26 protein-coding genes and 1 tRNA gene are annotated in these 21,338 nt (G+C 32.1%); 15 read left to right on the plus strand and 12 right to left on the minus strand.

Going from position 1 to position 21,338, the window contains the following annotated elements:
* Positions 1-439: 439 nt before the first annotated feature.
* The 5 genes from ACI9TV_RS12255 to ACI9TV_RS12275 all read left to right on the plus strand — a co-directional run bounded on the left by ACI9TV_RS12255 (position 440) and on the right by ACI9TV_RS12275 (position 2,253).
* Entirely contained in the window at positions 440-715 is a 276-nt protein-coding gene (locus ACI9TV_RS12255) for a GNAT family N-acetyltransferase (protein WP_415251097.1), read from the plus strand.
* A 101-nt stretch (positions 716-816) separates the two neighbouring features.
* Entirely contained in the window at positions 817-1,029 is a 213-nt protein-coding gene (locus tag ACI9TV_RS12260) for a hypothetical protein (RefSeq protein ID WP_415251098.1), read from the plus strand.
* A gap of 170 nt (positions 1,030-1,199) precedes the next feature.
* On the plus strand, positions 1,200-1,742 hold the full coding sequence (locus tag ACI9TV_RS12265; protein ID WP_415251099.1) for a response regulator transcription factor: 543 nt from the start codon (positions 1,200-1,202) through the stop codon (positions 1,740-1,742).
* A 98-nt stretch (positions 1,743-1,840) separates the two neighbouring features.
* Positions 1,841-1,915 (plus strand) — tRNA-Glu (locus tag ACI9TV_RS12270).
* An 89-nt stretch (positions 1,916-2,004) separates the two neighbouring features.
* Positions 2,005-2,253 carry a hypothetical protein gene (locus tag ACI9TV_RS12275; protein WP_415251100.1) on the plus strand — a complete coding sequence of 83 codons (249 nt, stop codon included), beginning with the start codon at positions 2,005-2,007 and terminating at the stop codon, positions 2,251-2,253.
* Between the two features lie 43 nt (positions 2,254-2,296).
* On the opposite strand, the gene ACI9TV_RS12280 is transcribed toward ACI9TV_RS12275, so the two are convergent.
* From ACI9TV_RS12280 to ACI9TV_RS12290, 3 genes are read right to left on the minus strand one after another with little or no spacing between them, the layout of a single operon-like run.
* Positions 2,297-2,539, minus strand: coding sequence for a hypothetical protein (locus ACI9TV_RS12280; protein ID WP_415251101.1), 243 nt, complete (start codon positions 2,537-2,539; stop codon positions 2,297-2,299).
* 46 nt (positions 2,540-2,585) lie between these two features.
* Positions 2,586-2,984: a hypothetical protein gene (locus ACI9TV_RS12285; protein WP_415251102.1), complete on the minus strand. Its 399-nt coding sequence runs from the start codon at positions 2,982-2,984 to the stop codon at positions 2,586-2,588.
* Positions 2,985-3,028: 44 nt separating this feature from the next.
* Positions 3,029-3,301, minus strand: coding sequence for a hypothetical protein (locus tag ACI9TV_RS12290; RefSeq protein ID WP_415251103.1), 273 nt, complete (start codon positions 3,299-3,301; stop codon positions 3,029-3,031).
* A gap of 170 nt (positions 3,302-3,471) precedes the next feature.
* On the opposite strand from ACI9TV_RS12290, the gene ACI9TV_RS12295 reads away from it, so the two are divergent.
* The gene (locus ACI9TV_RS12295) at positions 3,472-4,080 is read left to right on the plus strand and encodes a TIGR04211 family SH3 domain-containing protein (RefSeq protein ID WP_415251104.1); all 609 of its coding nucleotides are present in this window, start codon (positions 3,472-3,474) and stop codon (positions 4,078-4,080) included.
* Between the two features lie 119 nt (positions 4,081-4,199).
* The gene (locus ACI9TV_RS12300) at positions 4,200-4,922 is read left to right on the plus strand and encodes an SdiA-regulated domain-containing protein (RefSeq protein WP_415251105.1); all 723 of its coding nucleotides are present in this window, start codon (positions 4,200-4,202) and stop codon (positions 4,920-4,922) included.
* 13 nt (positions 4,923-4,935) lie between these two features.
* On the opposite strand, the gene ACI9TV_RS12305 is transcribed toward ACI9TV_RS12300, so the two are convergent.
* On the minus strand, positions 4,936-7,212 hold the full coding sequence (locus tag ACI9TV_RS12305; RefSeq protein WP_415251106.1) for a glutamine--tRNA ligase/YqeY domain fusion protein: 2,277 nt from the start codon (positions 7,210-7,212) through the stop codon (positions 4,936-4,938).
* 145 nt (positions 7,213-7,357) lie between these two features.
* On the opposite strand from ACI9TV_RS12305, the gene gltX reads away from it, so the two are divergent.
* The 3 genes from gltX to ACI9TV_RS12320 are packed head-to-tail and all read left to right on the plus strand — an operon-like array spanning position 7,358 to position 10,562.
* Positions 7,358-8,629 (plus strand): glutamate--tRNA ligase, encoded by a 1,272-nt coding sequence (gene gltX, locus ACI9TV_RS12310; RefSeq protein WP_415251107.1) that lies wholly within the window; start codon positions 7,358-7,360, stop codon positions 8,627-8,629.
* Entirely contained in the window at positions 8,626-8,922 is a 297-nt protein-coding gene (locus ACI9TV_RS12315; RefSeq protein WP_415251108.1) for a YggT family protein, read from the plus strand. The genes gltX and ACI9TV_RS12315 overlap by 4 nt, the downstream gene beginning before the upstream one ends.
* A gap of 8 nt (positions 8,923-8,930) precedes the next feature.
* Positions 8,931-10,562 (plus strand): lytic transglycosylase domain-containing protein, encoded by a 1,632-nt coding sequence (locus ACI9TV_RS12320; RefSeq protein WP_415251109.1) that lies wholly within the window; start codon positions 8,931-8,933, stop codon positions 10,560-10,562.
* Here the strand turns inward: ACI9TV_RS12320 and ACI9TV_RS12325 are convergent.
* The gene (locus tag ACI9TV_RS12325) at positions 10,495-10,959 is read right to left on the minus strand and encodes a hypothetical protein (protein WP_415251110.1); all 465 of its coding nucleotides are present in this window, start codon (positions 10,957-10,959) and stop codon (positions 10,495-10,497) included. The genes ACI9TV_RS12320 and ACI9TV_RS12325 overlap by 68 nt on opposite strands.
* Before the next feature lie 99 nt (positions 10,960-11,058).
* On the opposite strand from ACI9TV_RS12325, the gene mobB reads away from it, so the two are divergent.
* Genes mobB through ACI9TV_RS12350 form a run of 5 tightly spaced genes read left to right on the plus strand, consistent with a single transcriptional unit; the run spans position 11,059 to position 15,554 of the window.
* Positions 11,059-11,562 (plus strand): molybdopterin-guanine dinucleotide biosynthesis protein B, encoded by a 504-nt coding sequence (gene mobB, locus ACI9TV_RS12330; RefSeq protein ID WP_415251111.1) that lies wholly within the window; start codon positions 11,059-11,061, stop codon positions 11,560-11,562.
* Positions 11,563-12,405: a class 1 fructose-bisphosphatase gene (locus ACI9TV_RS12335; protein ID WP_415251112.1), complete on the plus strand. Its 843-nt coding sequence runs from the start codon at positions 11,563-11,565 to the stop codon at positions 12,403-12,405.
* Positions 12,389-12,592: a hypothetical protein gene (locus ACI9TV_RS12340; RefSeq protein WP_415251113.1), complete on the plus strand. Its 204-nt coding sequence runs from the start codon at positions 12,389-12,391 to the stop codon at positions 12,590-12,592. The genes ACI9TV_RS12335 and ACI9TV_RS12340 overlap by 17 nt, the downstream gene beginning before the upstream one ends.
* Before the next feature lie 29 nt (positions 12,593-12,621).
* Positions 12,622-14,562, plus strand: a complete 1,941-nt coding sequence (gene metG, locus ACI9TV_RS12345; protein WP_415251114.1) for a methionine--tRNA ligase — start codon at positions 12,622-12,624, stop codon at positions 14,560-14,562.
* Positions 14,559-15,554, plus strand: coding sequence for a hypothetical protein (locus ACI9TV_RS12350; RefSeq protein ID WP_415251115.1), 996 nt, complete (start codon positions 14,559-14,561; stop codon positions 15,552-15,554). Before metG ends, ACI9TV_RS12350 begins: the two co-directional genes overlap by 4 nt.
* Here ACI9TV_RS12350 and ACI9TV_RS12355 read toward each other — a convergent pair.
* The 7 genes from ACI9TV_RS12355 to ACI9TV_RS12385 form a co-directional block, all read right to left on the minus strand.
* A complete protein-coding gene (locus ACI9TV_RS12355; protein ID WP_415251116.1) occupies positions 15,543-17,105 on the minus strand; it encodes an AMP-binding protein in 1,563 nt (520 codons plus the stop codon). The genes ACI9TV_RS12350 and ACI9TV_RS12355 overlap by 12 nt on opposite strands.
* Before the next feature lie 3 nt (positions 17,106-17,108).
* Positions 17,109-18,293 carry a glutamate mutase L gene (locus ACI9TV_RS12360; protein ID WP_415251117.1) on the minus strand — a complete coding sequence of 395 codons (1,185 nt, stop codon included), beginning with the start codon at positions 18,291-18,293 and terminating at the stop codon, positions 17,109-17,111.
* Positions 18,287-19,654 (minus strand): methylaspartate mutase, encoded by a 1,368-nt coding sequence (locus ACI9TV_RS12365; RefSeq protein ID WP_415251118.1) that lies wholly within the window; start codon positions 19,652-19,654, stop codon positions 18,287-18,289. The genes ACI9TV_RS12360 and ACI9TV_RS12365 overlap by 7 nt, the downstream gene beginning before the upstream one ends.
* On the minus strand, positions 19,651-20,064 hold the full coding sequence (glmS, locus tag ACI9TV_RS12370) for a methylaspartate mutase subunit S (protein ID WP_415251119.1): 414 nt from the start codon (positions 20,062-20,064) through the stop codon (positions 19,651-19,653). The genes ACI9TV_RS12365 and glmS overlap by 4 nt, the downstream gene beginning before the upstream one ends.
* Positions 20,065-20,153: 89 nt before the next feature.
* Complete coding sequence (locus tag ACI9TV_RS12375) at positions 20,154-20,447, minus strand: hypothetical protein (protein ID WP_415251120.1); 294 nt, start codon at positions 20,445-20,447, stop codon at positions 20,154-20,156.
* A 42-nt stretch (positions 20,448-20,489) separates the two neighbouring features.
* Positions 20,490-20,942 carry a HEAT repeat domain-containing protein gene (locus tag ACI9TV_RS12380; RefSeq protein WP_415251121.1) on the minus strand — a complete coding sequence of 151 codons (453 nt, stop codon included), beginning with the start codon at positions 20,940-20,942 and terminating at the stop codon, positions 20,490-20,492.
* A 121-nt stretch (positions 20,943-21,063) separates the two neighbouring features.
* On the minus strand, positions 21,064-21,338 hold a 275-nt coding region (locus ACI9TV_RS12385; RefSeq protein ID WP_415251122.1), incomplete at its 5' end, for an SOS response-associated peptidase family protein.

Below are 21,338 nucleotides of genomic sequence, written 5' to 3' on the forward strand. Positions count from 1 at the left end.
GTGAAAGACCAAGGAAAGAAATATACAAAGGTGCATACTAGTCAGTTGTTATTTGACTTATAAGCTCAAACGTAAGTGATACTCCGTACCCTTGGGTCGGGGTCGTTCATTCATAGCAATCATTGCTCTTGGAGTGTGCTCAATCATACTTTGAGTGAGCTTAGGATGAATATTACACATAAGAAACTCCTCTTCGTCTTCTCGTACTATTGATTAGTAGTACTTTAAATTATATGCAATATTATCTTAAATATATATATTTTAGAGATAATTATCAAAGGCATAAAGTAGGGGGATTAAGTACTAAAAAGAAGTGTGCAAATAAGAGTAATGATGCTAGTAAATAAATTTTAGCTATTCAATAGCTACCTTCAATCAATATCTAAATCAATACTAAATGAAAAAATGATAGAATACTCAAAAATAAAAGGAAGATTTAATGTCTTACACACTAATACACAACGCAGACGAATGTAAATACGAATACCATATTGATAGCTATGTAGCCTATATCACTTATGATGATCAAAATGGAAACATGCACTTAACACATACAATAGTACCTAAAGAACTGGCTGGAAAGGGCCTTGCTAAAATGCTTTTAGAGGATGTACTTCAAGAGATAAAAAAAGCAAGTAAAAAAGCTGTAGCTGAGTGTTCTTATATTGTTAAATATCAAGAAAAGAATCCAGAGGCAAGTGACTTATTCGCATAATCTCATCTAAAAGGTAGGGAAACCCTGCCTTTTATTTTTCAATAGAATTTACATTATGTTAACCAATACTAAGACATACGTCAATACAAGGTAAAGACTTTATGGATACAAGAAAGAATAAACTCATTAGCGATATACAGCAATTATTAAATACTTACGATGGAATCCACCAAACACAAATAAATCCTAACTTACTTGAATTTATGGATGAGAAAACACTGCTTAGTATAATTGATTCTCTTTTACTTCAAAAAGAAGATGCTAAAGAATCTGATACACAATGGTTAGAAAAATTTAAAAAAGATTTAAACTGACTATTAACATATAAAAATTAAAATATTAATTAACATCTTTTTTAATCAGCTAAACTACCTATTTTTAGTACTTTCAAGAGATTGTGATTTTTTCACAGTTTATAAATGTTACTTTATTTCCTATATTTAGCTATAATTTCTTTAACGAAATAAAATATTAGGGATATACTATGCAAAATGTAGATTTAGTACAATTAACAACACAAACAAAAAAATTAACAGCAATGATTGTTGAAGATGAGAAAGTAGCGAATGAGCTCTTAAGCTCAACTTTTAAAAACTTCTTTTCAGACGTAGGTTCATGCTTTAACGGTAAAGATGCACTTGAGATGTACAATAAAACAAAGCCTGATGTGGTTTTTGTTGATATTATAATGGCAGGTATGGATGGTATAGAGCTTTCTCGTCAAATCAGAGCTATCAACCCTACTCAGATTATCATTGTTATCTCAGCAAGTAACGATATAGAAAAAATATCTGAATCTATTGAAGTTGGTGTAAATAGCTTTATTCAAAAACCAATTGATACTAAAAAGATTATTGAACTTCTAGTAAGTGTAACTGCAATGATTACAAAGAAAAAGAAAGTAGAAACTAAAACTTTCTCAATCTCTCTTCCTTTAGACTTATATGAGACTGTAAATGAAGGTGCTAAAGCAGAGAGTATTTCTAAAAATGCAATCATAATTAGAGCTTTAAGAGATTTCTTTTAATAGAAAATGATAAAACTCGAGCCGTTTTATGATTTATTAAGGAATAAGTCTATATAATTTCGGCTCAGTTAAAGAAACTGTATAAAAAATTACAAAGTGGCCCCGTCGTCTAGCGGTTAGGATCCATGGTTTTCATCCATGTCACAGGAGTTCAATTCTCCTCGGGGTCACCACTTCAATCAATACCTCCCTACTCTCAAAAAAATTAAAATAAGAACTAGATCAAGATAATGAAGAAATTAAAAGTGTGGAAGGATAATAAATGATAGATGAGAAACCAATAGATAAAAAAGCAATCAGACGATTACATAAAGAAATTACTGATAACATAAAAATGATATTAAATGAAGATATATTAGAAGATGGAGAAGATATTCTACTGCAAAACTCTGCTGATCAAATAGGTATTACTAAGGAACTACTACAAGAAATACTACAGGAGAAAGAAGACAAAGAAGTACAAAGAACTCCTTTGTCTAAGCCTTTTAGAGGGATAGACGATCTCTTCTAAAGTAATATAGTATGAACATTCCAAATTTCACACCTTTTTTCTCTTAGAATTCTCCATTATTTTTCTTTTTTTCAACAGCAGTATAAAAATCATCAACCATTTGTTTAATCACATCTGGACTAGGAGAAACGCCTGAGCGAAGTAGAGCTTCATTAATTTGATTAGCATAATGGACTAATGCCTCCTTATCAAATATATTTAAATGTATTCGCTCTAACACATGGTCTTGCATTTCTTCCATAATTAGCATTACTTGCCCTGCTTTATATTGTTCCTCTTCTGTCATTTTATTTTCCTTAAAATAATTTATTAAATTCTAGTATTTGTATGACTTATACTTTTAAGTATTCTTCGGGGTTTCCGGGTTCTGCAATATTGAGTTTATCAAAAGCACATTCTGTATTACTTGAAAAAAGTTTTTTAAGTTTTTCAATTGGTAAATCAGTTATAATTTTTAACTTATTTATAGCATCTTGAGTTGAGCATTTATGTATTTCACAATATTCATTTATGAAAGCATTTTCTGTTTGTCTTGGTGTAATTTTTGTTTTTCCAATTTTACCTGCGGTAAGCATTATCATTGAGTAAAACACTTCATCACTTAAATTACTATAATCATTAGCTTTGCCTGTTTCACTCATTTCTAGAAATTTTTTGATTTCATCACTAATTTTATTTCCATCTTTTTTCAACTCTTGAATTTCTATTTTTCTTGCTTTTGCTTGTCCCATCTTTCTTTCCTTTTATACTTTTAGCACGATACTTTACAGCTCATTTATGAAAAGAAGACTACAATCAAAAGAGATAAAATAATTCCTACAACTATACCGACATATAGGTAAATTAGTTTATCTACTTTAGAATCTTTTTTTAGCTTTTCATATTTAACATGAAGAAAAAAATGTTCTAAGTTATTAGTGTCTTTCGCTAATTCTTCTTCTAATAGAGATTCAAGACCATACTTTTCAGCGTCCCCACGCGCAGATCTCATCTTACTTTGTTTCTTTTCTTCAATAGACCTTGGATCAAGTTCTTCTATACTTCCCATTATTTACACCAACCCTTTTTTATCTTCTTTCTTTAGCTAAACACTTCATCATTTCTGAGCCACTCGCTGAATCATAACATTTACTTTGTACTGTGTCAACTCTTACCACTACGAGCAGTAAAGTAGCAAGATTATGGTATTATTAAATTTTTATAGAAAGGACACATTAAATGATGCGAAAAACAACTCTTTTACTATTAGTTATATTATCTATAACTTCATCAGCTAGCGCTGCAACTCGTTATATTTCAGATGATCTATATACTTATATTCATTCAGGCCCTGGCACTAAATATAAAATTATAGGGAGTGTTAACTCTGGTAAACAAATTAAGGTTATTCAAACAAATAAAAATGCTGGTTTTACTCAAATAAAAGATTCGAAGGGTCGTGACGGTTGGATTAATTCAAAATATATTTCTATACAGCCAAGTTTAAAAGAGCGTTTAGCAAAACTTGAAATTCAATTTACAAAATTAGGGACGCAATTGCATACGGCTGAAGATAAAGCAAATAAAGATATAGCAAGACTAGAAGATAACTTAAAATCTCATAGTGCTCAAGTTCGTGAGTTAAAAAATACAAATGCAACATTAAATGAAAAATTGCAACAAGTTCAAGCGCTAAATAATAATTTAAATGAAAAACTAGATACTGAAAAAAACGACCTATTAATGCGTTGGTTTAGTTATGGTGGTATTGTTGGTGGTATTGGTCTTCTTTTGGGTCTAATACTTCCTTCCTTAATTCCAAGACCTCGTAAGAAATCTCGTTGGTAATATTATCATAAAGATTCATTTTTGGATTTGGAGAGTATAATTTCTATACAAAGATGACTGAATTTAAGATCGAGTCGTCATCAACTAAAATAACTTTTACGATATAAGACGACCTAATTATGAATCTAAAATATTGGCTAATTATCATGTTTTTTTTCTCTACCTTACTCAATGCAAAAGTAATTGCACAGATACCAGAAGCTTCTGGTATCTGTTATATTTCTAGCACTAAAACCCTTTTAGTCGCAAATGATGAGGGATGGTTATATGAAATTACTCCTAAAGGTAAACTTGTAAGAAAAAAATACATTGGAAAATATGGTTTAGAAGGAATAAGCTACTCTAGTGCTACAGATAAACTCTATCTTGCAAATGAAGCTAAAAATTCTATTTTAGTGATGGATAGAGTTTCTCTTAAAGTAGAAAAAGAAATAAAGATCAAAAAAGAGTTCAAGGAAAAAAAGGTTCTTACAAAGTCTAAAAAAAGTGGTATTGAAGCCATCGCATTTTTAGATGGTGAACTCTATATATCACATCAAGCATCTGTAGTTTTTAAAGTTGGTTCTTTGAAGAAAAATAAAACAAAAATAAAGCAAGTTTATAAGCATGGCTATAAAGATATAGCCGGACTCACTTTTAAAGATGGTTATCTCTATATGGTAAGTGATAAAAAAAATCTTCTTATTAAATATGATATCAATAAAAATAAAACACTACAAAAAATGAAGCTTCCTAAATTTGCACAAGAAGGCATCTGTTTTGATGAAAAAAACAATGTTTATTTTGCAGATGATAACGGTCGAGTGCTAAAGTTTAAAATGAAAAAATTCAGTATAAACTGAAAATATCAGTTTATTATTTTAACTTCTCAGCCACAAGTTTATTTACCACTTGTGGATTTGCTTTTCCACCTGTAGTTTTTAGTACTTGCCCGACAAAAAAGCCTAATAGTTTGGTGTTACCTGCTTTAAACTTAGCCACGTTATCTGGATTCTTTGCAATTATTTCATCAATAATAGGTAAAATCTTAGCCGGATCACTTATTTGCATAAGTCCTTTATCTTCAACTATTTGCGCTGGATTTTCTCCAGACTTCACCATCTCTTCAAATACTTGTTTAGCAATTTTATTTGAAATCGTTTTTGCATCAATCATTTTAGCAAGTTCAGATACTTGTTTTGGAGTAACCTTAAGTTCATCTAGTTGTTTCTCTTTTAATTCTCTAGCTATTTCATTAGCCACAATATTAGCTAGACTTGTAGGAGCATAAATTTCATTTTCATTTCCAGTTACTATGTTAAAGTAACCTACAGCTTCTTTATAAAAGTCAGATAGATTCTTATCCCGTGCCAGTGTATTTGCAATTTCATGACTTATCGAAAGATCAGTATATTCATCAAATAGTGTTTGTTCAACATCACTCATAGGTGCCACTTCACCATCTATCTGTACTTTTTTGGCTTGTGGTTTAGGCGCACTCTCGGTAGTTTTTGTTTTTTTAGCCCAAGAGTCTTTAAGCCCAACAATTTTATTAAATACAGGGTTTTCATCTGTATAGTCAATAGGATCAGCATAAAAATACCCCTGTCTTTCAAACTGAAATCTCTCATCAGGTTTAGAGACTATGACAGCAGGTTCAACAAGAGCATTCTTGATGACTTGTAAAGAATCCGGATTTATATCTTCTACTCCCTCAGGAGCTTCGTTTGAAAACAATCTGTCATATAACCTTACTTCTACTACTTTTGCCTCTTTTGCACTTACCCAATGGATAGCACTCTTTACCTTGATACCACTAGTATCTGAGCCACTTCTAGAGTCAGCATGATACTCTGCTTTGATCTCTGTAATATTGCCATTGGCATCTTTAATAACTTCCTTACAAGAGATGATATAAGCATGTTTAAGTCTTACTGGTTGTTCTGGTGTAAGACGGAAGTAACCTTTAGGAGGGTTCTCCATAAAATCATCACGTTCTATATAGATCTCACGAGAAAAAGGTAATTTTCTCTCTCCCTCTTTAGGTACATCATGTGGATAGTATGAAGCATCAATCTCTTCACTACCCTCATAGTTTACGATAGTTACTTTCAGTGGATCAAGCACACACATAACACGAGGCACTTTTGTATTTAAATCATCTCTTATACAAAATTCAAGTTGTGCAACATCAACCATTGAGTTCGCTTTTGCTATACCTATTTGATCACAGAAGTTTAAAATAGATTCTGGCGTATAACCTTTTCGTTTATATCCAGCAATAGTAGGCATACGAGGATCATCCCAGCCACTCACTTGGCCACCTTGCACTAATTCTAAAAGCTTTCGTTTACTCATAACGGTATAGTTGATACCTAGACGTGCAAATTCATGTTGGTAAGGGCGAGGTAACTCAAGTTCAAGTTCTTCTAATACCCAGTTATAGATATCACGATTATTTTCAAATTCAAGGGTACAAATAGAGTGAGAAATACCTTCAATATAGTCGGACAAGCAGTGAGCAAAGTCATACATTGGATAAATACACCAATCATCACCTGTTCTAAAATGATGAGCATGTCTAATACGATATAAAAGAGGATCTCTCATTTTCATATTAGCAGCAGACATATCAATCTTAGCTCGAAGAATATGTTCACCGTCTTTAAACTGGCCATTTTTCATTTTTTCAAAAAGCTCTAGATTCTCTTCAACACTACGTTCTGCAAATTTACTACGTTTTCCTGCTTCTTTAACAGTACCACGGTATTCACGTATTTCTTCTTCAGTGAGGCTATCAACATATGCCTTACCCATTTTGATGAGTGTAATAGCATAGTCGTGAATTGCAGGGAAATAATCAGAGGTGAAGTGTAGATTGTTACTCCACTCAAATCCAAGCCACTGTACGGCATCTTGAAGAGCTTCAACATACTTAGTATCTTCTTTGGTTGGGTTTGTATCATCCATTCTTAGGTTACAGTGACCATTATAGTCACGAGCGATACCAAAATTTATAACGATAGACTTAGCATGTCCAATGTGAGGAAAGCCATTAGGCTCTGGTGGAAATCTTGTAATAACATCTTTATTCTTGCCTGACTTCAAGTCCGCTTCAACTATTGTACGTAAAAAATCTTTGCTCTCTCTCATTATTATTAAACCTTTTATTATAAGAGTTGTATTTTATCAAATTAGAGCTTATAGCATCTTAGAGAAGTTATTTGGAGGGGAAAATAAAAGAACTTCATTAGCTAAAATTTGATAGAATTCCATAAAATAATATTTAGGAATTTTCATGCTCAGATTTGCAGCTAGTCCAACTAGTGATATGCACATAGGTGACTTAAGAGTCGCCCTTTTTAACTACATTGTTTCCAAACAAAAAAATGAAGATTTAATCATTCGAATTGAAGATACTAATAAAGAAAAAAACATTGAGGGAAAAGACAAAGAGATTCTGGATATTCTAGGAATATTTGGAATTGAATACTCTCAAGTAATTTATCAAAGTGAAAGTGTACGCTTTCATACAGCAATGGCCCTTCAGCTTATGCATGAGAAAAAAGCTTTTAGCTGTTTTTGTTCTACTGGATGGCTTGAAGGTAAACGTGAAGAAGCTAAACTCAATAAAAAAGTATATAGATATGATGATGCCTGTGCAAACCTTCCTGCAGAACTTGTCATAGATAATACTAGCCCTTTTACAATACGAATAAATCAACCTATTGAAGATATTAAAATTAAAGACCATATTCAAGGTGAAGTAACATTTAAATCTACAGATGTTGATAGTTTTGTTATTATGGTACAAGATAAAACACCTACATACAACTTCGCTTGTGCAGTTGATGATATGCTTAATGATATTTCAGTTGTAATACGTACTCAAGACCAAATAAGCAATACTCCTAAACAGGCTCATATAAGGGCTGCACTTAAGTATGATAAAAAGATAGAGTATGCACATCTTCCAACTATTCTTAATGATGATACTTTAAGTGTTAAATGGCTTTTAGAAGAAGGTTTTTTACCAGAAGCGATATCAAATTATTTAATATCAATAGGAAGTAAGCCTCCTAAAGAGATATTTACTTTAGCTGAAGCTACGGATTGGTTAGATTTAAATAGTTTATCTAAGTCCCCTACTCCTTTTGATATAAATATACTCAGACATATTAACCATGAGCATTTAAAGCTGTTTGATGCTAAAGAACTTTCTCGTTATGTTGGTTTTGCAGATGAGGAAATTGGTAAACTAGCTAGAGTTTATCTTGAAGAAGCAAGTACAACAAAAGAACTTAAATCAAAAATAGCACCAATATTTGCTAGTAAAGAGATACCAAAAGAATTTGCAGAGCAATCTGCACTATTGATAGAAACTATCAAGTCTGCACCTCACTTTGAAGAGTATGATGACTTCGAGAAGTATATTATAAACAAATCAGGTCTTAGTGGTAAAAACTTCTCGATACCTCTTCGTTTAATCTTAACTGGTGCAGAGCATGGTCCAGATATAGTAGAAATCTATAAACATCTTAAAAATTATCTAGGGGAGATCGCAAAATGAGTGATATAGGCATACTGATTTTAAAACTAAGTTCTCTGTTTACAGGGATTATTGAAGTATATATTTGGGTAATCATTATCTCGGCATTACTGAGTTTTGTTAATCCAGACCCTTACAATCCTGTTGTACAGTTTCTCTATAGAGTAACAAATCCAGCTTACTCTTTTGTTAGAAAATTAATGAAAACAAATTTTAATGGCTTAGATTTAGCTCCACTAATAATTATAGTAGCTTTACAAGTAGTAGTTATTTTGGCTGAGTTTCTTTTTTCTTCATTAGCACAAACAATATAAGATAAGGAATGATAAAAAAACTTTTACTTCTCTCCCTTATCTCGTGCACACTAAGTGCTGAGATAAAATTCCAAGACATTACTTCAAAACCTTCTGGTCGATCTAAAAACTTTATGATTTGGCAATATTTACGACAAGATATAACCGCAAAAGAAGCAGATAAAGCCTACTCTTTGGTTGAAGGAAATATTTACAAAATAAAAAAAGAATATCTTAAAAAATCTAAAAACAAAAAACTTTTAAGAGAAAGAGACTGTCGAAGAGAAAGAGACTTACTTTCAATAGATGAAAAAGATTGTTTTAAAATGGCAATGAGTCCATTTAAAACCTTGCATCTTGATGATGAAACGCGTGAAAAACTTTTAGCTAAACTTGAGACACAGGCTTCAAGAGACCAGGTTAGAATTCAGGCTGAACCATTTACTGAAAATGCATATATTAAATATAATGCGAATACTATTTTAAGTATGTTTGTAAGTACGACTAGTAAACACAGACGGGAAAATTTAAACTTAAAACTCTCGAAAAAGTTTATACACCATATGTTTTCTAAAAATGCTAGTAACTGGCGGAAATTTGCACTCATTAAAAAGATAGTTAATGATGATAGATTGGATAAACTTCAAGAGTCTTTACTTCTAGTAAAACCCAATGATGTAAATGATGATTCTAATTTTTTACTTGGTTTAAATCATTTACGTTTTGGAAGTACTAAAATAGCTGTGAAGCATTTTAAACAAGCCCGTTCAAAAGCAACAAAGCGTATCAATCAAGATAAAAACCTTTTTTGGATTTATCAAGCTACTAAAAATAACAAGTATCTTAAAAACTTACTTACAAGTACAGATATAAACATCTATACTCAGTATGCTCATGATATTTTAGATACAGAAATTAGTCACTACTTTCATACAATTAACGTGAATAATGAAAGATGTGATAGTAATATATGTGATCCTTTTGAGTGGGACGCGATTATGAAAAAGATTCAGAACACTCCAAAAGATCATCTTTTAAAACTTGCGAAGACTTATAAGCAAAAAGAGATGGCACCTGTTCAGTCTTTTATTTTAGAGAAAGCTTCAAGTTTTAAAAAGCATAGTTTTATTATGCCTTATGATAAGTATTTAGGTGAAATAACAACAGATGAAAAAGCTCTCGTGTATGCCTTGATGCGTCAAGAAAGTAATCTTATTCCAGCTGCTCTTTCACGTTCTTTTGCTCTTGGTTTGATGCAAATCATGCCTTTTGTAACAGATGATTTAAGCACACGAATGAAAAATCCTATAAAATCATATGATGACATGTTTCAACCAAGTTACAATATTAGATACGCTCTAAAGCATCTTGAATGGTTAAATAAAACCTTTTACCACCCTCTTTTTACTGCATATGCTTATAATGGAGGATTAGGTTTTTTAAGAAAGCATCTCAAGGCAAAAACATTTAGAAAAGGGAAATACGAGCCATTTTTAAGTATGGAACTAATGTCAAATAGAGAAAGTAGAGAATATGGTAAGCGTGTACTTTCTAATTATGTAATCTATAAAAAAATACTCGGTGAAGAAGTGTCTATTGTAAATCTTTTGAATACTTTAACAGACCCGAAGAAAACTGACCGCTATCGATCGAAAGGTTAATATTTGAACTTTTAGTTTTCATAAATATTACCTCATAGTTTTTCGTCCACTCATTGCTTGTGCTTAGTAAGTGCGAATACTTATTTAAACTAGGAAGTTTTGTTATAGTAAGAGGTTTTTTGCCGTTAAGTTTTATATCTAGATCTATATCGCTTTTTTTTATATATGTAGAAATATAGAAATTTTGAGTTTTTTGATCCATATCTTTGTAAATATTGTTTAAATAAACTGCAGAAAATATACCGCCTACACTATCTTCAGTTATTAGTTTTGCACACCTTGTATTTTCAACCGCTACTTCTTGTTCTGTTCCCATGTTTAGCTTGCTAAAAGCATTTTTTGTAGCACATCCTGAAATAAAAAGTGTTGTAGCTAGGCCCAATAAAAGTATTTTCAAATCACATCCTATAAAATTATAAAAAGAATTATAGCTTATTAAACATTTTTTTAATGACTCTTTTGTATAATCAATTAAATTTTAACACAAAGATAAAAATTGAAAAAAAGATTAGCAGTTGCATTTACTGGACCATCAAATAGTGGAAAAACAACACTGATATTGAAGGTTGCTAGAAAACTCATAAATGAGTACGATAAAAAAGTTGCAATAGTTAAGCATGACCCTTCAGATAAAGCTAGATTTGATGTTGAAGGTAAAGATAGCTATAAGTTTGCAAACACAGGTGCGGAGGTTATAGTTACATCGCCCACAAGGACTACATACTTTTCTAAAAAAAGTGAAAATTTAGACGAGATGATTAGGCTTTTCGATAATTTCGATATTTTACTTGTTGAAGGTTTGAAGAGTTTAGCATTGCCACGTATTAGTATATTTAGAAATTCGCTTGATAGTGATTATTTCCCATATATGGATGCTTTAGCAATAGATGACAGTATTAATATATCTGAGTATAGCTTACCAAATGAGGTAGATATTTTAGACTTAAACAATCCAGATGAAGTTATTTCATGGATATTAGAAAATGCAAAGGAAGTGTAAATGAGAGATGTATTTGACGCAATTCAAAGAACTGCTATAAGAATTAAAGATGCGATAGACGTAAAAGATATAGGGTATTCACAGCTAGAAAATAGCTCTGGCGAGACACAACTTCAGCTAGATATTCAATGTGATATGATTATTGAAGAAGAATTTTCAAGAGTTACTTCTATTAACACTATTGCTAGTGAAGAAAAAGAGCATGAAGAGGTATTTCGAAAAGATGCAAAATATTTTATAGCATACGACCCACTTGATGGTTCTTCTTTAGTAGATGTAAACCTTAGTGTTGGATCAATTTTTGGTATATATGAAAACAATTTCGGTGCTGAGAATATGGTTGCAGCATGTTATGTTGTCTATGGTCCTCGTGTTGAAATGGTTTTTGCTGAGAACAAAACGAAGCTTTATTTACTTCAAGCTGGCGAATTTGAGTTTGTTAAAGAGATTCGTCTAAATGAAAAAGGTAAGATTAATGCGCCTGGTGGAACACAACAAAACTGGGCTCCTTATCATAAAGAAATGGTAGATAGTTTCTTTGCTGAGGGTTATCGTTTAAGATACTCTGGCGGAATGGTTCCAGATCTTCACCAAATCCTTCTTAAGGGTGGTGGCTTATTTTCTTATCCTGGTACATCTGATAAACCAGAAGGTAAACTTAGACGTCTTTTTGAAGTTTTCCCTTTTGCCTTTATATATGAAAAATCTGGTGGTGGTGCGGTAGATGGCACAAAAGACTTAATGACATTGGGTTGTGCTCATATTCATGACACGGCAATTTGCTTTTTTGGTTCAAATTATGAGATAGCAAGAGTAAAAGAAGTTTATGCAAGAAATAGCTAAACCTAAAGATAAGTTTAAACTTCACCTAGAAGAGATGCTAGTCAAGCTTCAAGAGTGTCAAGTCCAAAAAGCTATGAAAAGCTGTAGCGATTGTGAACACTTTTTAAACTGTGAGTTAAGAACCAACTATATAAAGTCAGTATATGGCAGTATGTCTAAGGGCGATACTGGCGGATTCGAATTTTAACAATTAAACAAAATAAGGATTTTTTTTAAATGAGCAAATATATAACAACACCTATCTATTACGTTAATGGGGAAGCACACATTGGTCATGCTTATACTACCTTTATCGCAGATACTATGGCAAGATATGAAAAACTAAAAGGTGAAGATACATACTTTTTAACTGGAACTGATGAACATGGTCAAAAGATTGAAGAATCAGCTCAAAAAAATAACAAGCCCACTCAAGAATTTGCAGATGAGATTTCTGCTACATTTAAAGATCTTTGGGATGATTTTGAAATAGGTTATGATAAATTTATTAGAACTACTGACGCTGACCATAAAAAAGGCGTTCAAAAAGCTTTTGAAGTAATGTACGCTAAGGGCGATATATATAAAGACTTCTATGAAGGTCACTATTGTGTGAGTTGTGAAACGTTTTTTCCTGAAACACAATTAGAGGATGGCGAGTTTTGTCCTGATTGCGGAAGAACTACTAGCATTATTAAAGAAGAAAGTTATTTCTTTAAACTCTCAAAATATGAAGATGCACTTTTAAAACATTATGCAGATAATCCAGATTTTATTCTACCTCGTTCTCGTGCAAATGAAGTAATTAACTTTGTTAAAGGTGGTTTACGTGACCTTTCTGTAACTCGAACATCGTTTACTTGGGGTGTTAAAATGCCAGAATCATTAAATGATGACAAGCATGTGATGTATGTATGGCTAGATGCCCTACTCAACTATATAACAGCACTTGGTTATGGTAATGATGAGGCAAATATGGATTATTGGCCAGCAAGTACACATTTTGTTGGTAAAGATATTCTTCGTTTTCATGCTATCTATTGGCCAGCATTTTTAATGAGTCTTGATTTACCTCTTCCAAAAACTATTGGTGCGCATGGTTGGTGGACAAGAGATGGTGAAAAGATGTCTAAATCTAAAGGTAATGTTATAGCACCAAAGATAGTTGCTGATGCTTATGGTGCAGAGAATCTTAGATACTTTATGCTTAGAGAAGTTCCTTTTGGTCAAGATGGAGATTTTTCTCAACGTGCATTTATAGACAGAATTAATTCTGAGCTGAGTAATGATCTTGGTAATTTACTAAACCGTATCATTGGTATGAGCGGAAAATATTCTGAGTTTGAGATAGATTCTAAAGATGTTGAGAAATACCATTCAAAAGAATTAGATGCAATGAATGAGGCTCTTGGAAACCTTGATGGATTTATGCAACAAATGCAAACACACCGTTACCTTGAAGAACTTTGGAAATTATTTGCTATAGGTAATGGCGCAATAACGGGTTATGAGCCATGGGCAAAAATGAAAGAAGGTAAAGAGGATGAAGCTCTTGCAACAGTTGCACTTGTAGCAAATATTTTAGCAAAAGCTGCTATCATGCTTCACCCTGTAATGCCTAAAACTACAAATATTATTGCAGATGCACTTAACTTTGAGATAAATAATGACAGCTACAAAGACCTAGTTTTAGGGAAAAACTTATTAAAAACATTTAATATAAAAAAAGTTCCTCCACTTTTCCCACGCGTTGAAGAACCTTTAATGGAAGAAGCTCCACAAGCTATGCCTGATGACAAACCTAACGATAAAATGAAAGAAGATCTTAATGCTAAAAAACAAGAAGATGATAATCTTATAGAGATTGGTCAATTTTTTGAAACATCACTTAAAATTGGTGTTGTAGTTGAAGCTGAGGAAGTTCCTAAAAGTAAAAAACTTTTAAAACTCCAAGTAGATTTAGGGGAAGGAAGTAACCGTCAAGTTGTTGCTGGAATCAAAGAGTTTTATTCTGCCCAATCTCTCATCGGGACTCAAGTTTGTGTAGTAGCAAATTTAAAACCTGCAAAACTTATGGGAATGATGTCCGAAGGTATGCTTCTTGCAGCTAAAGATGAAGATGGTTTATGTTTAGTGAGACCGGAAAAACCTAAAAAGGCAGGAACACCGATTGGATGAGAATTGAAAATATCCTTGCTCTTACAAATGGAGAATTAAAAAACGACCCCTTTGTAAAAAAATTTGAAAATATTGTTTTTAATCTTAAGCATGTAAAAAGAGGTGATCTTTTTGTGGCTTTTGAGAAAGAAATGATAGAAGATGCTGTAAATGCAGGTGCTTATGGTGTGATTTTTGATCAACCCACACAAATAAGCGATACAGAAATTGCCTGGATAAAGGTAGATAGCTGTGAAGATGCACTTAAAAGACTTTTACGCTTTCGACTCATCGAAAAAAATGTTCGTGTATATTCATGCAATGAAATTATCTTGAAATTAGCTCTGCAAGTTTCTACAGATTCTAATTGTATCCCCGTATATGGAGATGCAAAGTCTATTTACAAACAGTTAGAAAATTTAGAAGATAAGGCTATCCTACTTTTTTGCCCTTCAATGAGCGATGAAAATATATTTACTGATATTCAGAAGCTAGGTGTAAGTGAAGTAGAATCTATCACGATCATAGAACAAACACTATTTGAGACTTCTTTTATTTATGACAATATATTTTATGAAAGACAGTCTATTTCACCGTTTTTCATGCCTTATCTTGAAGAGTTACTTCACCTCTATAAAAGTTTAAAGATCAATTATAAATTAAACAAATTTATAGCCATAGAGCACTTTGAAGCAGTTTTTACAAACAAAAATTTTGAGATTAAAGAGTTTGGAACAAGTGATAAGGTTTTGATATTTGAATCAAATACTCAACTAATAGATCTAGAAATAAATTTTTTACAAAAGAATGCTTCATGGGCAAAATCAATTTATATCATTCCATTTCCAATAGATGGAATAAAAAATGAAAACGTATTTATCTATAAGAATAGAAACCATATAATTGACATCCTAAAACAAAATAGCTTTCACTTTGCACTTATTGCTGGAGTGGATAAAGAGATTTTATCTAAACCGATAACAAATCAAAAGCAGTTAATTTTAGAGTTCTAGTTCTTTTTTTAACACTTCTTTGTTTACCCTAGTTTTATCACTTTGCATGAGGGGAAGTGATCTTTTATAGATAATTTTACTTGGTATCATATATGAAGCTAAATGCTTTTTGAGTTCAAAAAGTATTTCTTTTTTTGAAAGTTCAGCGTTAGCTGTATAAACCATAACAATTTCCTCTTCTATCGCTTCATTCTCTATAGAAAAAACTGCGCTCTTATCTATTTTTGGAATATTTTTTTCTACAACTAACTCTATTTCTAATGGCGAGACTCTAAAACCTCTTGTTTTAATCATATCATCACTTCTTGAGACAAAGTATAAATAACCTTCTTCGTCTTTATATACATTATCGCCAGTCGCTACAACTATTTCATCTCTTAAGTGTCCTTCTAAGTTTATAATATTTTTGAGTATTTGGATTGATTTAAATCTTAAGGCATTTTGTTCAGGTGCATTCCAAAAACCTCTATAGATGTATCCTCCACGGTGAATTAACTCCCCTACTTCCCTTGGTTTACATTCTTGCCCGTCTTTGTTAATAACATAAAGCTCAACATCCGGAATTGCTTTTCCTATTGAGTCTGGTCGTATCTCTATTTGAGCGGGGTCTAAGTATGCTGAACGAAATGCTTCTGTAAGTCCATGCATGGAATAAAATGCAGCATTTGTAAAAAGCTTTTTACAATCTTGAACCATTTTCTTTGTAACATTGCCACCTGATGATGTAATAGTTCTGACATTCGTAAAGAGTTCCGCACTTGGTAACCTATGCATATCTTCATCAAATATTTGTGTTAGATTTATAGGCATTAAAGGGAGTACTGTGATTTTATCATTGATGAGATGATTTAAAAAATCTTCTGCGAGTATAAAACGGTGAAGTGCCAAGGTCGCTTTTTTATACATTGAGGAAAATATTTGGTTAAGTCCATAGTCTAGGTTAAATATTAAAATTCCAGAGATAACATCATCTTCTTGTAATTCTAAATATTTGGAAACTACACGAGCGGAATCGATAAGATTTCTATGTGAAATTACAATTCCCTTTGGTAATCCTTCTAGACCAAAAGAGTATGTTATGAGCGCATTGGAATGACCACTTATGTCACAAACATAGGGCTTGTTATAGTATTTATATATTTCAGTAAAAGAAGGAGTTTCCTCACTCGTCGTTTCATATGAAATAATATGACCACTAAAATCCATCTCTTTTATACTAAGGAGTTTGTCTGTTATGATACATTCAATATGACAGTCATTTATAATATATTCAACTTGTTCGTTCTTAAGAAGTTTTGTTAGTGGTACTAAAATGTACTCAGTAGATAAAATTGCAAGAATGGCAATGACCTGCTCGATTGATTTGTTCGAATAAATTCCAATTCTTGAACCTTGAGGTAGATTCAATTCTTGAAGGTAGTATGCAATCTGATTAACGTGAGTAAATAGTTCACCATAAGTAATGCTACGATTATCAAGAACTAAAGCTATCTTCTCACTATGGGTTCTATTAGCACGTTCGATTAAAGTTCTTATACTGTTGATTGACATTATTTATCCTTTATTAGTGATTCCTAGTGTCCATATGTCATAGTTGTGATCCATGACAATAGATGGATTATGTTTAGAGTTTAGTATCTTTTGGTAAAAAAATGAAATAATATCTTCAACTTCATCATCTGACAATACTTTTGTAATACCACCTGTCAATACAATGGAGTTTATTGATAATAATTTCAAGTTGATGTAAGTCTGTTTATAGTGTGACATTTTACAAAGAACAAGAAATATAGCGAGTTGCATTAAAATTTTTGTAGCTTTTTCAGAAGTTTCTTCAAAAATATATTCTGTAACCTTTAGGTGTGTTAAAAGTTCATACGTAAACTCATTATTTTTAGCTGTGAAGATTAACGACTCTTTAGACTTATAAACACCGAGTTTTTTAAATACTAATCTGTCATATTCATTATTGGTAACAATATTCTCATCCACTAAATCTTTTGAATAGTGAATATCAGTAGTAGCTCCACCAATATCTATAAGAATGAATGGATCAACTACAGAAAAATTTGCATCTATCAAAGGCAATGTTTTATTTACTATGTAAGGAGTAGAATATATTTGATTTGAAGTAATGTCATAAAGAGATTTAATATCTTCTTTACCCATAATATCTAATTGATATAAATTTGTAAGATATGATTTTAGACTTTCTTCCACAATATGAAGCTTGTTATCTATAATATTTGGTAAAACGACTAGGTCATTAATATTCTTTTCTAACGAAGGAGCATCTTGTGAACTCCCTACAAATACTATGTTTGAGTAGTTTAAACTATTTAGATAACTATATAGTGAATTACCAAAAATATTTGATGTTGAATCAATCCCACCAACAACAATAACTACATCTACTTGTTCACTGGGAATAGAATACTCTTCAATATTTTGATAAATGATAGTATCTATAATATTTATACCAGAATTAAAAGCAATATTCTTAGCATACTTAAGAGAGAATGAATCGGTAATACCTATGATAAGTGTACTAAGCCCACCATTTGCAGAAGAACAAATATATACATCTTCTTTTTTATACTTACTAATGAGTTCACCACATTTGTGATTTAAATCATCGAAAATTTCTTTGTTGAAATCCCGAAAGTGTTGCTCTATACTTGCCCCAGTTGCTACTTTAAAATAGGTACTTCCAACATCTATAGATAATTTATTTACCATTGCATAATCCCTATATCGTGGATAATATCGTTCACTATTGAGGTATTATCCTTTGTTAAATCACATTGTGCTTTTTCATACTCAAAACATTTATCTGGAATAGGTACATTACCACGCTTAATGATTCTTATGTTTTTCTTTGCATCTCTTACTGTAATCATTTCATTGTGATTGATAATGTGAGGTGAAAAAGGGACATCAATAATTCCATTTTTAATAGAGTTAAAAACTTTTCTCCAAAGTGTGTCAGCTGGATCATTAAATACCGCTTCCATAATAGCTTGTACTTCAAGAGTTAGTATCTCTTCTTCTTCTTTATCTACAACATTAGGTAAACCATTTAAAATTCGAAGGGTGTATTGTGTATTTGCAACAGTCTCAGCATTTGCTTCTTTTGTTGGAATCCCAGAAGCTTCTTCTCTTGTTTTTGTAATGATTTTATCAGCTCCGACCATAGCCGCAATTACTGTCGACATGCTTATTAGCTGTTCGGCAAACTTCTTATCAGTTGGAAATGCACCCATCCATTGATGATATACAAGGTTTACGACAGCATCACCACAGTTAATTTCTTCTGCATAGTGCTTTGCCATTTTTTTGATAACTGCACCCATCACAATGTCTTGATTCATTGATCCAGTTTGAGAAAATGAAACAGAGAATGACTTAACACCCTCCTCTAATGAAAGAAGCATCTCAAGGAGTTGAATAACGATAGTGATAGATGGTGGAACTAAAGTCGCAGTAAGTGGACCAAAGGATTCTCTGTTTATTGGTAAGTTTAGTTTTGAGTAGTTCGCACATACTTTTTCTACATATTTCCAGTAAAGAAAAGCTTTATCCAGTGGAAAATTTTTTGAGTACGGTAAAAGGTAGGTAATCGGTCCACCTTCAATTTCAAATATTCCAGAAGCTATTGCTGTTTCAATTAAAAGTCGTGCATCAGGAGTTCCATGACGTAGACTTACTGGTTTGTTGAAGTGAGTAATCATCTTTCTTGTAGTTCTATATCCGTGATTCACAAGAGGATAGCCATTTAGCATATCTTTTTCGCTCTCTTCACTTAATCGAAGCATCTTTTTCGCTGTAGCGTAGTCATTAAGTCTTGTGTTAGAGTCAATTGTTAGAGGAAGTACATCCACATTTGCCTTTACAAAGAACTCATTGAGTGCAAATTGTTTTTCATATGTTGGGAATCCACCACGAGGCTGTACAAGCATTTTTTTCTTTTGTGCAAAATGATGTGATATAAAAAGTTCTTTATCCGCATTTTTTACAAACTCTTCAACTTCAGCAAAGTCAAAAGCCTCTACAAACTCGTTTTTAAGAATAATCTCTCTTTCTTCTTGTAGTAAACTCATGAAGCATCTCTTTCTTGTAGGTATTTTTCTAAGGTATCAAGGCCAGTGTTAAGATCTACTTGGTGAAACACCAAATCAAAACCATAGTTTTGATATCGAGGCACTATATCTTCTGCTGCTGCAGTACCAACAACTAAGTTTCCACCTATCATCATTACAATATTATCAAGAGACTTATACTTTGATTTTAAAAACTTAACCTCTCTAGCCCAGCCTTCAGCTTCACCGTTAAGTGAAGAGATAAGAAGAATGTCTGCTTGCGTTTCAACCGCTGCGTCAAAAAACTCTTCAAGATAGGTATTTACACCAAGGTTAAAGACTTCAAAACCTCTCGCATCAAGGGAGAGTTCTATAAGTCTATTTGCAACAACATGAATATCATTTCCAACTACACCAGTTACTACTTTCATATATTTAAAAACCTATTAATTATTTATATGAGAGGATAACCTAAATTTTGTAAAAAATAGGTTAAATGAGAGTAAAAAAGATTCGCTATCTATACATCTGAAGATAAAGATTTATGAAGCCTATCTGCCTCTTCTCGCATCTCCCACCAGTACGCAAGTTCACGTGCCTCTAATAATTCTGTGTTATTTACAATTCTATCAAAAGTATCGCTATCTAAACTTTTAAGTTCAGCAGAGAGTTCTTCTACACAGTTCATTATGTATTCATAAGAGTCTATGCTGTCTTGTATCTCTTCTGGAATCTCTTTATCTTGTGACACCAGTACATAGGCATAGAGTTGACAGTTTTTACGTAGTTGCATCTCTTTATTAGATGGGTTCATAGTTTGTTATCCTTTTTTTATCGTATATATATTTATTTCTATCTATTTTTTAGGTAAACAATTGTAAGATGTTTTAATCCATGAATCAAATTTATTCTTCTTCTCAAACTCCATCACATCATACATTTCAGGGTTAACTATTTTTAGAGTTTCTTTAAAAATAGTTAAATTTAAGTTATCCATTCCTCTGTCATTCTTTATCTTCAAAAATACCTTTATAAAATCTTTTAATTTATAGCCAATATTCTTTTTTCCAAGAGCTATGGGTTTACCATTTCTTTGTATACCAAGTACCTTTGTAGCTTTAAAAGCCGCTTCTTTAACTTTGTACACCCTATCATGTAAAGCTAAGCTTAAAATTACATCTCGTGACTGAGGACAATCATATTTTTTTAACTCATCTAGTGCTGAAAGACGCGCTTTCCAGTCATTCGTTAAACCAGCTTGCTTTACCAACTGTTCTATATTCTCAGGCGTTTCTTTTAGTAATGTCATTTAATTTTTCCTTGTGTGCTTCTCTATGCACTTTGTGTGCTAAGTGTTTGTTTAATAAAACAGTATAGCGTATAGATATTTATCAGAAAATACAAACACACATAATTTTTTGGATTTGAGTTTAAAAAAGCGTCCCTTGTCTAGGTTCTGTCTCTAGATTCTCAGTAATACATTCTATGCCATCATTTTTGACGCTATTAACCCATTGACTCACAGAATAGTATGTTATTTTATCACTTGGGAGAGGGACAAAGAGTCTGTTTAGCTCACTATAGCTACTTTTATGATCAAGCCACAACTCCCATTGATGTGATTCAAGAATAACAGGCATACGATCATGAAGACTTGCTATCTTTTCATTGGGCTCTGTAGTAAGTAACGCGCATGTTAGTATAG

Origin of the sequence: Sulfurimonas sp. (assembly GCF_047622445.1) — a bacterium.
Taxonomy (GTDB): Bacteria; Campylobacterota; Campylobacteria; order Campylobacterales; family Sulfurimonadaceae; genus Sulfurimonas.